A 12179-nucleotide genomic window follows, 5' to 3' on the forward strand; every position below is an offset into this window, starting at 1 on the left:
TTATGAACGATAATTTCCAATTTCGACCAACAAGATTCTCAATACTGCCTAATGTTGTTAAAAATCTTTTGATAATCAACGGTGTGTTTTTTCTTGCCACTATTGCCATGGAAATGGTTTGGGGTATAGATCTTACTGATATGCTTGGATTGCATTATATTGGTGCTTCTGACTTCAGACCTTTTCAGCTTGTTACTTACATGTTCATGCATGGCAGTTTTGCACATTTGTTTTTCAATATGTTTGCTTTATGGATGTTCGGCAATACACTTGAAAATTATTGGGGAGGCAAACGTTTCCTTCTTTTCTATTTTGTGTGTGGCATAGGTGCAGGTCTTACACAGGAATTGGTTCAGTATATACAATATATTACTACATTGCAGGGTTATGATAATGTTAACATGGGGAATACCATTGTTTCCATGGACGAGTATCTCAACCTGATGACTACCGTCGGAGCCTCCGGCGCTGTCTATGGCATCCTCCTCGCTTTCGGAATGATGTTTCCCAACTCGAGAATCTATCTCTATTTCGCTATTCCGATTAAGGCAAAATGGTTTGTCTTGTTTTATGGTATATTAGAGTTGATTTCAGGTTTTACTTCTATCGACAATGTGGCTCATTTTGCTCATGTAGGCGGTATGTTGTTTGGTTTGGTTTTGATATTGTATTGGAAAAAGAAAGGAAAACTTTACGACTATGGTGAATAACCCGTTTCAATATAATGTTTTTGACAGAATAAAAGGCTTTTTCTTACAGAAATCAGCATTGTCGCGTCTTATGCTGATCAATATAGTTGTGTGGATTGTCGTCATGTTTGTCAATGTATTGACATGGCTTTTCGCTAAAAACAACACCTCGTTGATGCTTGACTGGTTTGCTGTGCCGGCCAATCTCGCCACCCTCGCTCACCGTCCGTGGACTGTATTTACTTACATGTTTCTCCAGGAAGGTTTTGGTCATCTGTTTTTCAACATGTTGGTACTGTATTTCGGAGGTGTCATTTTTTTGCAGTTCATGTCTCAACGGCAATTGGTTTATACTTATATTGTTGGTGGTCTTACGGGTGCTCTGTTTTTTATCCTTGCATATAATACTTTCCCGGTTTTTGAGGATGCCGTATATGCCTCGGTGGCATTGGGATCATCCGCTTCAGTGCTTTCCGTTCTGGTGTCAGCCGCTACGATAAGACCGAATTATGACGTTAACTTATTGTTCTTGGGTAAAATAAAAATGAAATGGGTGGCAATTATCTTGGTGGTGGTGGATTTCCTTAGCATAAACAGAAACAATCCCGGTGGTCATATAGCTCATCTTGGTGGTGCTTTTTGGGGCTTCCTATATACTTGGCTGCTGATGAAAGGTACTGATGTTTATATTATTTTTAAATTTCATTCTCACAAATATAAAAAAAGATATAAATCCGGAACCTTTAAGTCGCCTGATTACAATAAAAGACCTAAAACCGATGAACAATATAATAGAGAAAGAGCTGAAGAACAGATGGCTATTGATGATATCCTCGACAAGATCTCAAAATATGGATACTCGAGTCTTTCTGATTCTGAGAAAGAGTTTTTGTTTAAACAAAGTAAGAAGTATTGATTATGCCGGCAAATAATACAAAGAAAAAAGAACATTCATTCTTTCAAAAATTGTTCATTACTTTTTTCGTAATAATAGGATTATTGTGTCTTATATGTCTTTTCGTATGCCTTGTCAATCCGTTTGTCGATCCTACTCTTTTTGTTTATACTTCATGTCTTTCTTTGCTTTTTTGGCCTGTTTATATCGTTAATATTATAGTATTTGTTTCCTTGCTTTTTCTTAGAGCCGGAAGGTTTGTCATGATTCCGCTTCTTGCCCTGATGTTGTCTGTCCCTTGTGTCATGAAATCTTTTGGTTTTAGTTTTTTTGAAAAAAAAACCGAAGGCGAGTTTAAAATAATGTCGTATAATGTGGGCAATTATATGGATATTAAAAAGGAAAAAACTAAAGAAGAGGTAAAAGATAATCTCGTGAGGATTATTAATGAACAGAACCCGGATGTCATTTGTCTGATTGAAAGCGGATATTGGAATGATAAAAATGCTCGGGAGTTTTCTCAAAAGATAAAATGCGACTATTTTTATTTTAATGAAGAATTGGTTGGCAAGATATTGTTTTCAAAATATCCTTTGGAAGATATACAACAGACTTCCTTATTTAATAATGAGAATAAGGTCGGTATTATGAAACTTGTAAATGCCGGAGAGAAAGGTTCGTTTTTGATAGAAATGGTTCATCTTGTATCTTTTTCTATAACTAAGGAAGAGATTTCTTTTGTCAATGACGCAAAAAACTATGTCGATGGTTCTGATGTATATGGCAAGTCTTTGTTGAAAAAGTTGATGATGGGCTTTAAAAAACGTACAGCCGATACCGATTTTATTCTGAGTCATATTAAAGATGATGAGTTGCCTTTTGTATTGTGTGGTGACTTCAATGATACCCCCATATCTTATACTTATCATATAATTCGTAGTACCGGACTTCACGATGCTTTCATTGAAAAAGGAAAAGGCATAGGGGAGACTTATTGCGGTAATCTCCCTTTTCTTAGAATTGATTACGTGTGGTATAATAATAAAATTGATAATCAATCATTTAAAATAATAAAAGAGAAAATTTCCGACCATTATCCGATAGTAATGACTTTTAATCTTATTGGTGATGTCGTAAAGTGATTGATGACATTAGTTTTTATGTGTTATGAATTTCAAACTCGTATCGGATTTTAAACCTACCGGAGATCAACCTCAGGCTATAGAACAGTTGAAAAGAGGTATTCTTGAAGGGGAACGTTATCAGACTTTGTTGGGCGTGACGGGTTCAGGCAAGACTTTTACAATAGCCGGACTTCTATCTGAATTGAACAGACCTGCTTTGGTCTTGAGTCACAACAAAACACTTGCTGCACAATTATATAGTGAGTTTAAACAGTTTTTTCCTGAAAATGCTGTAGAGTATTTCGTGTCATATTATGATTATTATCAGCCGGAAGCATTTATTCCTCAAACCAATACATATATTGAAAAAGACCTTGCCATTAATGACGAGATTGATAAACTGCGGCTTAGTGCAACTTCGGCTTTGCTGTCCGGAAGACGTGATGTTATTGTGGTGTCCTCAGTGTCGTGTATTTATGGCATTGGAAACCCGGATGATTTTAGCAAAAATGTGATAAACATTGAATTGGGACAAAAAATTAATAGAGATGAGTTGTTGTTTCAACTGTCCAATTCGCTGTATAGTAGAAATGATATAGAATTTTCAAGAGGAAAATTCAGAGTGAAAGGCGATACTGTGGATATTTTCCCGGGTTATGCTGACATTGCTTACAGAGTGATATTCTGGGATGATGAGATAGATGAAATAGAATCCATAGATCCAATCAATGGCAGAAGAATGGAATCGTTGTCAACAGTGACTTTGTTTCCTGCCAATATTTTTGTGACTTCTAAAGACAAGATTAAGACTGCCGTCAATGAGATACAACTTGATATGTTCAAACAGACGGAATATTATCGTGAGATAGGTAAGATAGAAGAGGCTAAACGTTTGGAGGACAGAGTAAATCATGATATTGAGATGATTAGGGAACTTGGATATTGCAGTGGAATAGAGAATTATTCAAGATATTTTGACGGCAGAAGTCCCGGCAGTCGCCCTTTCTGCCTGATAGATTATTTCCCTGATGATTTTATTACCATAATAGATGAGAGTCATGTTACCGTTCCTCAGATTAGAGGCATGTACGGTGGCGACAGATCTCGTAAACAGGTGCTTGTCGAATATGGCTTTCGTCTCCCTTCTGCCTTGGATAACAGACCTTTGAAATTCGACGAGTTTGAGTCTTTGACAGGTCAAACAATATTTGTCAGTGCTACTCCGGCGGAATTCGAGATGCAAAAGACTGAAGGCGTATATGTCGAACAGATTATTAGACCTACAGGACTGCTCGACCCTGTCATTGAGGTCAGACCTTGCCTCAATCAGATAGATGACTTGCTAAATGAGATAAATAGGGTTATTGCTAATAATCAAAGGGTTTTGGTGACAACTCTCACAAAACGCATGGCGGAGGAATTGACACGCTATCTCAATAATTTGCAAGTGAAGACTCGCTATTTACATTCCGATGTCGATACTTTGGAAAGAGTTGAGATTATTATGGGTCTTAGAAAAGGCGATTTCGATGTACTTGTGGGCGTCAATCTTTTGCGTGAAGGATTGGATATACCGGAAGTTCAACTTGTTGCTATTCTCGATGCGGATAAGGAAGGATTTTTGCGCTCAGAACGTTCTCTTACTCAAACAGCCGGTCGTGCAGCACGTAACGCAGACAGTAAGGTTATTATGTATGCTGACAAAATAACGGAATCAATGCGTAAAACAATAGATGAAACACAAAGACGCAGAGAAAAACAAACTGAGTATAATATCAAACATGGCATTATACCTAAAACTATTGTGAAACCTATTGACAATACCTGGACAGAGACATTCGGAAAACAACAATCTGCTGAATATACTAATGTTGGGTCGAAATCAAATCTTGTTGCAGAAGATATAAATATCTCATATTCTTCTCTTAATGATATTAAATCAGCTATTTCCAATGCAAAGAAAAAAATGGAAAAAGCTGTCAAAGATTTGGATTTTATGACGGCTGCCAAATATCGTGATATCATGCTCGCTTTAGAGGAACGTCTTAAAATAAAATGATGTTTTTAGCAATTTTAAAGGCATTTATCAACAAAAATGATGAATTTATCGATGAGACGTGAAGTTTTTTAAATGATTTTGTAAATAAATTAACCGTTAACTTATAATATACAACCGTTAACTTATTTGTTAATGAATTTGTTGTACGAATAATTTATCTTTGCAAATGAAATTGGTTGGTTGTTTTGGAATCAAACATGCGGCATGTGAGTTATTTTTGTTGTTTTTGTCTTACGTGCATTTATTTCTCAAGAGAAAAATATGTTTGACCAAAATCTAAAGAGTCGATTCCCAAAAGTCGGCTCTTTTTTTATAACATAGAATACCGGATAATGTTCGAAAAATATAGGAATTTTTCCGAAAACTTAAAATATAATAACGATAACTTGTTGATGACGGTATTTTCTACAGATAGAGATGTACTTTTGCTTCAGTTTAATTAATAATATGACGTTCCCAGCGTCGGGTCTTCACTCGCCCTTGAAAGCAAATCGTTTTTTAGTTGTTTTTTTCGGTTTTCATATCTTTCAAGGGCTTATATTTGTTTTTATTTGTTAAATTTTCTCTAAAAATGTAATTTCTTCCTAAAAATGTTTATAATAGTAAAAACTTTTACTATCTTTGCAAAAAACACTACTGTCATGAATCTGATAATACTTTGCGATGCCTCTAAAACGAATTTGGTGATGTCGTTTGCCACACCGGAAGTTTGGAGTTGGATTATACAAATCGGAATTATTGCGATAGGGCTTCTTTTAGGAAATGTTCTGAGACGACAAGTGCCGTTCTTAAGGAAAAGTCTTCTGCCGTCAGCTCTTCTTGGTGGAGCCCTATTATTGATATTTAAAGCAATACCGGGTATGACGGGTTTGATTAATAAACAGTCGATGGAAATTATAACTTATCATGCTTTGGGTATAGGTTTTGTCGCTTTAGCTTTAAAGAATAATAAGATAGAGTCTAAATCAAGTACCATGACGGTAATAGAGACTGGAATCTTGACGGTGAACACTTATATAATTCAAGGTATAGTTGGACTTGTCATTACCATGGTGATGTTTTATTTCGGAAGTAAGATTTTCTATGCTGCCGGTTTGCTTTTGCCTATGGGATATGGTCAAGGACCCGGACAGTCGCTAAATTTTGGAATTATTTATGCAGAAAAGGCAGCCCAACAAGGTATAAATTTCTCAGGTGCCGATTTCGGATTGTCTATCGCTGCTATGGGTTTTATTGTTGGTAGTGTTGTTGGTGTCATTTACATGAATGTTCTTCGTAAAAAAGGTAAATTGAAGGTCAACACTACTGAATATAAACATGTCAATACTCTTGCTGATTATGAAAGTAAAAATGAAATACCTGACAGTGAGTCTGTTGACAAACTTTCCATACAAGTCAGTCTGTCACTTTTTGTATATATGCTCGTCTATTTGTTCATCAATTGGATACAAGGCATGGACCTTGGAGATTTCGGGACAAATACATTAAAACCTATGTTGTGGGGATTTAATTTCCTGTTGGGAACATTGTTCGGTGTGTTAGTAAAATGGGTGATGGGTTTGTTTAAAAAAGTTAAAATTATTGAACGTGAATATGTTAATAATTATCTTCTTAACAGAATCAGCGGTTTCTGTTTTGATGTCATGATAGTATCCGGCACTGCTGCCATAAGTTTTGCGGAGTTTAAAGATTTTGTATGGCCATTCCTGTTAGTATGTGCATTTGGTGCAGTGGTAACATTTTATTATGTTAATATCGTTTCTAAACAGATTTATCCAAATTATAGATATGAAGGTTTTTTCAGTATGTTCGGCATGCTGACTGGTACCGCAAGTAATGGTATGATTCTTCTTCGTGAAATAGATCCTAAATTTGAGACTCCGGCTGCAAATAATCTTGTGTTACAGAATTTTCCGGCAATAGCATTTGGCTTTCCGGTATTGTTGTTGCTCGGTTTTGCTCCGATGGGAATGAACCATGCCCTTATTACATTGATAATATTGCTGGTGTTGTTTGTTGTCTTTACATTGTTTTTGTTTAGAAAGAAATATTTTAAAAAGAAGAAAAAACAGTAATGATAAAGTCACTAAATCCAAGAATCATGAATCTGTGTCTTTGTTGCTTATCATCTCAATCAATTGTAAATCTTTTTTAAAGAGAAAAATTATCTGGAAAACACGAGAATACTGATTTGAAGACATTCGGCAATGCCGTTTGAAACTTCATATCCTCGCCATTGACGGGATGTTTGAAACATAATTTGAAAGCATGCAAGGCAAGACGACCGATGCTGTTGTCTTCATTGCCGTATTTTTTGTCCCCGACGACAGGATGACCTATGTCCTGAAGATGGACCCTGATTTGATTCTTTCTTCCGGTTTCAAGGCGCAGTTCGACAAGAGAATAACCGTCGGCTGCATAAAGTCTGCTGTAATGCGTTATTGCAAGTTTACCTCCGTTGTCGAATCTGCTTGAATGGGAGACGTACATATTGTCATCTTTAAGCCATGACTTGATGATGCCGTTTCCTTTTTTCATCTCACCCTGAACTACGGCAATATAACGTCTGTCATAAACTTTTTCTTTCCAGTTTTCCTCAAAATCTGTAGCAATCTTTTTATTTTTTGCAAAAAACAACAAACCTGAAGTATATTTGTCCAAACGATGTACCACATGTGCATGACAGCGTTGTTTGCTTTCTTCAAAATAATGATTCAAAATAGATTGTACGCTGATATCACTTGATTTTAAACTGTTGGTCAGTATTCCATCCTTTTTATTTACGACAATAATATATTTGTCTTCATAAACAATATGGACCCATTTGTTCTTGAAATTATATCCTCCTTTACCTGATACTATTTTAACTTTCATTCCGACAGTTAAAGGATAGTTGTATTGTGAAATACATTTGTCATTAACATATACAAAATGCCCTGAAAGCATTTTTTTAACTTTGTTTCGACTTATGCCTTTCATGGTTCTGATGATGAAAGACATTAACTCATCATCATTATTAACATTAAAAACCAATTCTTTAGGTTTATTCTTGTCTGAAAGATTTTTCATATTGAAAATTTATGCAAAAATATTAAAAAAGAATGATATCCAATATCGTTAAAAATTCTAAATTTGCAAAGAGAAATTTTAAAAAATAGAAAGATGAAGAGATTAAGTGTAATGGCATTGTTCATGGTTTCCTTATTTTTTATTTCATGCGGAAACAAGAGAGTTGAAGGTTTTATTAAAGAGATAAACGGTGAAAATTATGTCGTTCAGACAGAAGATGGCAATATTCTCACTGTTAAATTGGAAGGTGCGGAAAATTTAGGCATCAATAAACCGCAAATATGTGATGGTGTGACTTTGGATATGAAAGGTTCGAAGGTAGATGCATATTGGTTGAATCCTTTGGCAAAGGGATGGGTTGTTCCGCTTTCAGGTACTGATAAGTATTTTGGCATTAAGTTTTCTAACGGCAATGAAGCAAAACCGCTCGGAAAGACTTTGGCATACGAATATTATGAAAGAGGAAACGGCTATATTACTGTTGTGAGTGTGGTGCCTGTAAATAATAAATATCAAAAGGTATTTCAAAAATGGGATATTATTTCCATAACACGTGATGTTCTTAAGGTTAATATTGATGGTAAGCCACAAACATTTAAAGCTTGGGATAAAAAGACTATGAAAATTAATAATTGATATATGAAAATCGATGAATTGAAAGATGTTGCATCACAGGTGAGACGAGATATCATTCGTATGGTGCATGCATGTCAGTCGGGGCATCCCGGTGGCTCTTTGGGTGCTGCTGATATAGTGACAGCCTTGTTTTTTGACCAAATGCAGATAAATCCTGAAAAATTTACAATGGATGGTAATGGGGAGGATGTTTTCTTTTTGTCAAATGGACATATAAGTCCTATGTTATATAGCGTATTGGCTCGTAGAGGGTATTTCCCGATTTCGGAACTTGCCACATTTCGTCGTCTCGGGACTCGTTTGCAAGGACATCCGACAACAGCGGAAGGACTTCCCGGAATAAGAGTCGCAAGTGGTTCCTTGGGACAAGGATTGTCGGTGGCATTGGGTATGGCGCAGGCTAAAAAGTTGAATGATGACAATCATCTCGTTTTCGTCCTTATGGGCGACGGAGAACAGGAAGAAGGTCAGATATGGGAGGCCGCCATGTATGCTTCGGCGAAAAATGTGGATAACATAATTGCTATTGTTGATTATAACAAAAAACAGATTGACGGCTCTACAGATGACGTGCTTTCTCTCGGTGACTTGAAAGCTAAATATGAATCTTTTGGCTGGATGGTTTGGGAACTCAATGGCAATGACATGCAAGAAGTGGTGAATACTCTTGTAATGGCTCGCAACAACGCTAATAATGGTAAACCTCAGATCCTGCTTGCTAAAACAGAAATGGGTATGGGTGTTGATTTTATGATGGGAACTCATAAATGGCATGGCACACCACCTAATGATGAACAGGCTGCTAAGGCGTTGGCTCAACTTAAAGAAACACTTGGAGATTATTGAATATAGCGTACAGGTGATAAATATTTGTAAGTTGTCAAAATAAGAGATATGGAAATAAAAGTTCAAAATTATAAAGATACAAGATCCGGTTTTGGTGACGGATTGCTTGAAGTAGCCAAACATAATCCTAAAGTTGTCGGTCTTTGTGCCGATTTGACTGGCTCATTGAAAATGGGCGACTTTCAAAAAGCTTTTCCCGAGAGATTTTTTCAGGTTGGTATAGCTGAAGCCAATATGATTGGTATCGCGTCCGGTTTAAGCATTGGTGGGTATATTCCGTTTACCGGAACTTTTGCAATATTTTCTACTGCACGTGTTTATGATCAAATACGTCAGGTGGTGGCTTATTCCAACAAAAATGTCAAGATTTGTGCATCGCATGCCGGTGTAACACTTGGCGAAGATGGAGCTACACATCAGGTTCTGGAAGATATTGGCATGATGAAGATGTTGCCGAATATGACTGTCGTGGTACCTTGCGATTATAATCAGACGAAGGCGGCAACAATGGCGGTTGCTGAATATTACGGTCCGGTTTATTTAAGATTCGGACGTCCTAAAGTACCTAACTTCACCCCTGAAAATGAACCTTTTGTCATAGGAAAGGCACAGATGATTCATGAGGGTTCTGATGTGTCTATTTTTGCTTGTGGTCATCTCGTGTGGAAAGCATGGGAAGCCGTACTCGCATTGAAGGAAATGGGAATTAATGCGGAACTTGTCAATATACACACTGTCAAACCTTTGGATACTAATGCTATTTTGAAATCTGTGGCAAAGACATCTTGTGTAGTAACGGCTGAAGAACACCAGCGTAATGGCGGTTTGGGTGACAGTATAGCTCAACTTCTTGCAATGTATGACCCGAAGCCTGTTGAAATGGTCGCTGTTGACGATGTTTTTGGACAAAGCGGTACTCCGGAAGAGTTGTTGAAATACTATCACCTCGATACTGTGGATATTGTAGAAGCTGCCAAAAGAGCAGTGGCAAGAAAAAAATAACAATTAGTGCACTGCACCGCTTCAGAGCGGTGCAGTTTGGTTTTAAATATCTTAAAATGAATTATTTCGAGATAAAAACTGATGGCAAAGCCTATATTAGAACAGACAGTGGTACTGTAATAAGAGAGGTGGGCGACGGTGCCCCCGTGGCACATGCAGATTTTAATCATGACGAGAGCATGTTCTCAATTACTTATGAATCGGGAAGAGCTGAAATACGAAACTGCAAAAATATTTTGGTGAGGAAAATTGCAGATTATGGTGTTAGAAAAGTTTTCCTGAAGAAAAATTATTATATGGTTTATTATATCGACGGTTCTGAAAAGGACTTCGAATATTAAATTCTGTCAATAATGGTTTCGATATACATGCTGTTTTATTGTTTCAATGTACTCTTTTGTTTTTGATGGTTCTTGGGTGATGCCGAGAATCCACAACGGCAATGAGACACCTGTCTCGGAATAAGGTGGTTGTATGTATTCTTTTTCTAATACGGTGAAACCGTTTTTTTCATAAAACCTGATTCTTCTTATAGATATTTCATCGAGCGGAGGTTCTGCTTCCAAAAGAATGCTGCAAGGAAGAAACTTGTCCTTGAATAAACTCAGTGTCCTTTCTCCAAGTTTTTTGTTACGCATCTCAGGGAAAATAGCAAAATGTTCTATGTAATAGAAGTCCTTGAAATTCCAGTAAATCAACAAACCGCATAAAATATCGTCGTCGTTTATTGAAGTGAAATGCATGGCATCTGACGATTCGGCGAGTTTTAAAAGATAATTTGTGTCGCGCCTTTCATTATAAGGGAAAGATTCGATATATAATGATATCAGTTTGTTTGTCAATGATTTATCTTTTGTATCTTTAAAATTTATCATGATAGTTCAATGTGGTTATCTATAATAAACATTTAAAATGCCTGTACTATTGTGACATTTTGAAAATATTTAATAAATGTGAGTTTTTTTATTGTTTTCGATTATCGACAAAACAAAAAAATATCACTTTATGTCTTAAAAAAGTGAAAGAAATGCTGATTTTTAAGATTAAAGCATAAAATTTGAATATAAAAGGCAAGTCTTGTGAGATAGGAGAGAAAGTAATACAAGTAAATACATTATAGCACAAAAAAATCAGCAACTTATGTGAAGCGCTGATTCTTAATTGCAAATTTCGTAGCGAGGATGAGAATTGAACTCATGACCTCCGGGTTATGAATCCGACGCTCTAACCAACTGAGCTACCTCGCCTTTGCGAGTGCAAAGATAGACATTATTTTGATATGTCAAGCAAATTTTATGTTTTTTTTGAAAAAATAAAAAAAGAAAAAAGAGTTGTTTTTTGATAAATTTTGTATATTTGCATGTTTAAATAATGTGGATATGAAAAAAGTTTCGATTTTATTAAGCATGTTATTTGTTTTGAGTTTATGCTCATTCGGACAGGACGCAACAACTAATGGTCCGGAAATAACATTTAAAGAGACACTACATGATTTTGGAAAGATTACTTTCAATGGTAATGGAACATGTGAGTTTGTATTTGTAAATACAGGTAATGAGCCTTTGATACTTTCTCAACCACGATCAAGTTGCGGTTGTGCCGTCCCGGAATGGCCCAAACGCCCTATATTACCTGGAGAAAGCGACTGTGTTAGAGTTACTTATAAAAACACTAACAGACCGGGTTCTTTTAATAAGTATATTACTGTGTTTTCAAATGCCAAAGTTAACAATGAAGTGAAACTGCATATCAAGGGTACCGTATTGGAAAAGGCTAAAGATGCTGCTCCCCAAAAAGATAACAGCTCGAGCGGCAGCCCTTTTAATTCAGCTTCATCAAGAAATTAATATTGTCTTTTT

12 protein-coding genes and 1 tRNA gene are annotated in these 12179 nt (G+C 36.2%); 10 read left to right on the forward strand and 3 right to left on the reverse strand.

Annotation, left to right across the window (positions count from 1 at the left end):
• Positions 1 to 2: 2 nt before the first annotated feature.
• From ACZOVS_RS01640 to ACZOVS_RS01660, 5 genes are all read left to right on the forward strand, one after another.
• A complete protein-coding gene (locus tag ACZOVS_RS01640) occupies positions 3 to 710 on the forward strand; it encodes a rhomboid family intramembrane serine protease (RefSeq protein WP_483995496.1) in 708 nt (235 codons plus the stop codon).
• Positions 700 to 1605, forward strand: coding sequence for a rhomboid family intramembrane serine protease (locus ACZOVS_RS01645; protein ID WP_483995497.1), 906 nt, complete (start codon positions 700 to 702; stop codon positions 1603 to 1605). The genes ACZOVS_RS01640 and ACZOVS_RS01645 overlap by 11 nt, the downstream gene beginning before the upstream one ends.
• 2 nt (positions 1606 to 1607) lie before the next feature.
• A complete protein-coding gene (locus ACZOVS_RS01650) occupies positions 1608 to 2726 on the forward strand; it encodes an endonuclease/exonuclease/phosphatase family protein (RefSeq protein WP_483995498.1) in 1119 nt (372 codons plus the stop codon).
• A gap of 25 nt (positions 2727 to 2751) precedes the next feature.
• On the forward strand, positions 2752 to 4767 hold the full coding sequence (gene uvrB / locus ACZOVS_RS01655) for an excinuclease ABC subunit UvrB (RefSeq protein ID WP_483995499.1): 2016 nt from the start codon (positions 2752 to 2754) through the stop codon (positions 4765 to 4767).
• Positions 4768 to 5408: 641 nt separating this feature from the next.
• The gene (locus ACZOVS_RS01660) at positions 5409 to 6842 is read left to right on the forward strand and encodes a sodium/glutamate symporter family protein (RefSeq protein WP_483995500.1); all 1434 of its coding nucleotides are present in this window, start codon (positions 5409 to 5411) and stop codon (positions 6840 to 6842) included.
• Between the two features lie 76 nt (positions 6843 to 6918).
• Here the strand turns inward: ACZOVS_RS01660 and ACZOVS_RS01665 are convergent, their stop codons facing one another.
• Positions 6919 to 7836: an RluA family pseudouridine synthase gene (locus tag ACZOVS_RS01665; RefSeq protein ID WP_483995501.1), complete on the reverse strand. Its 918-nt coding sequence runs from the start codon at positions 7834 to 7836 to the stop codon at positions 6919 to 6921.
• A gap of 93 nt (positions 7837 to 7929) precedes the next feature.
• Here ACZOVS_RS01665 and ACZOVS_RS01670 point away from each other — a divergent pair, with 93 nt between their 5' ends.
• The 4 genes from ACZOVS_RS01670 to ACZOVS_RS01685 are packed head-to-tail and all read left to right on the forward strand — an operon-like array spanning position 7930 to position 10661.
• The gene (locus ACZOVS_RS01670) at positions 7930 to 8472 is read left to right on the forward strand and encodes a hypothetical protein (RefSeq protein ID WP_483995502.1); all 543 of its coding nucleotides are present in this window, start codon (positions 7930 to 7932) and stop codon (positions 8470 to 8472) included.
• 3 nt (positions 8473 to 8475) lie between these two features.
• Positions 8476 to 9318, forward strand: coding sequence for a transketolase (locus tag ACZOVS_RS01675; RefSeq protein ID WP_483995503.1), 843 nt, complete (start codon positions 8476 to 8478; stop codon positions 9316 to 9318).
• Between the two features lie 48 nt (positions 9319 to 9366).
• Positions 9367 to 10320 carry a transketolase family protein gene (locus ACZOVS_RS01680; protein ID WP_483995504.1) on the forward strand — a complete coding sequence of 318 codons (954 nt, stop codon included), beginning with the start codon at positions 9367 to 9369 and terminating at the stop codon, positions 10318 to 10320.
• A 56-nt stretch (positions 10321 to 10376) separates the two neighbouring features.
• Positions 10377 to 10661: a hypothetical protein gene (locus ACZOVS_RS01685; protein WP_483995505.1), complete on the forward strand. Its 285-nt coding sequence runs from the start codon at positions 10377 to 10379 to the stop codon at positions 10659 to 10661.
• 6 nt (positions 10662 to 10667) lie between these two features.
• On the opposite strand, the gene ACZOVS_RS01690 is transcribed toward ACZOVS_RS01685, so the two are convergent.
• Positions 10668 to 11195 carry a GNAT family N-acetyltransferase gene (locus ACZOVS_RS01690; RefSeq protein WP_483995506.1) on the reverse strand — a complete coding sequence of 176 codons (528 nt, stop codon included), beginning with the start codon at positions 11193 to 11195 and terminating at the stop codon, positions 10668 to 10670.
• 298 nt (positions 11196 to 11493) lie between these two features.
• Positions 11494 to 11567 (reverse strand) — tRNA-Met (locus tag ACZOVS_RS01695).
• A 132-nt stretch (positions 11568 to 11699) separates the two neighbouring features.
• Between ACZOVS_RS01695 and ACZOVS_RS01700 the strand changes: the two genes are divergently transcribed.
• Positions 11700 to 12167, forward strand: a complete 468-nt coding sequence (locus ACZOVS_RS01700; RefSeq protein WP_483995507.1) for a DUF1573 domain-containing protein — start codon at positions 11700 to 11702, stop codon at positions 12165 to 12167.
• Positions 12168 to 12179: the final 12 nt, after the last annotated feature.

The sequence above is a fragment of the Candidatus Limimorpha avicola genome, assembly GCF_056978975.1.

Excerpts from the sequence above, each read along its gene's own strand:
- ACZOVS_RS01660 (WP_483995500.1), top strand. The coding sequence starts at position 5,409 with ATGAATCTGATAATACTTTGCGATGCCTCTAAAACGAATTTGGTGATG.
- ACZOVS_RS01690 (WP_483995506.1), bottom strand. The coding sequence starts at position 11,195 with ATGATAAATTTTAAAGATACAAAAGATAAATCATTGACAAACAAACTG.
- ACZOVS_RS01685 (WP_483995505.1), top strand. The coding sequence starts at position 10,377 with ATGAATTATTTCGAGATAAAAACTGATGGCAAAGCCTATATTAGAACA.
- ACZOVS_RS01650 (WP_483995498.1), top strand. The coding sequence starts at position 1,608 with ATGCCGGCAAATAATACAAAGAAAAAAGAACATTCATTCTTTCAAAAA.
- uvrB (WP_483995499.1), top strand. The coding sequence starts at position 2,752 with ATGAATTTCAAACTCGTATCGGATTTTAAACCTACCGGAGATCAACCT.
- ACZOVS_RS01675 (WP_483995503.1), top strand. The coding sequence starts at position 8,476 with ATGAAAATCGATGAATTGAAAGATGTTGCATCACAGGTGAGACGAGAT.
- ACZOVS_RS01645 (WP_483995497.1), top strand. The coding sequence starts at position 700 with ATGGTGAATAACCCGTTTCAATATAATGTTTTTGACAGAATAAAAGGC.
- ACZOVS_RS01665 (WP_483995501.1), bottom strand. The coding sequence starts at position 7,836 with ATGAAAAATCTTTCAGACAAGAATAAACCTAAAGAATTGGTTTTTAAT.
- ACZOVS_RS01640 (WP_483995496.1), top strand. The coding sequence starts at position 3 with ATGAACGATAATTTCCAATTTCGACCAACAAGATTCTCAATACTGCCT.
- ACZOVS_RS01680 (WP_483995504.1), top strand. The coding sequence starts at position 9,367 with ATGGAAATAAAAGTTCAAAATTATAAAGATACAAGATCCGGTTTTGGT.
- ACZOVS_RS01700 (WP_483995507.1), top strand. The coding sequence starts at position 11,700 with ATGAAAAAAGTTTCGATTTTATTAAGCATGTTATTTGTTTTGAGTTTA.
- ACZOVS_RS01670 (WP_483995502.1), top strand. The coding sequence starts at position 7,930 with ATGAAGAGATTAAGTGTAATGGCATTGTTCATGGTTTCCTTATTTTTT.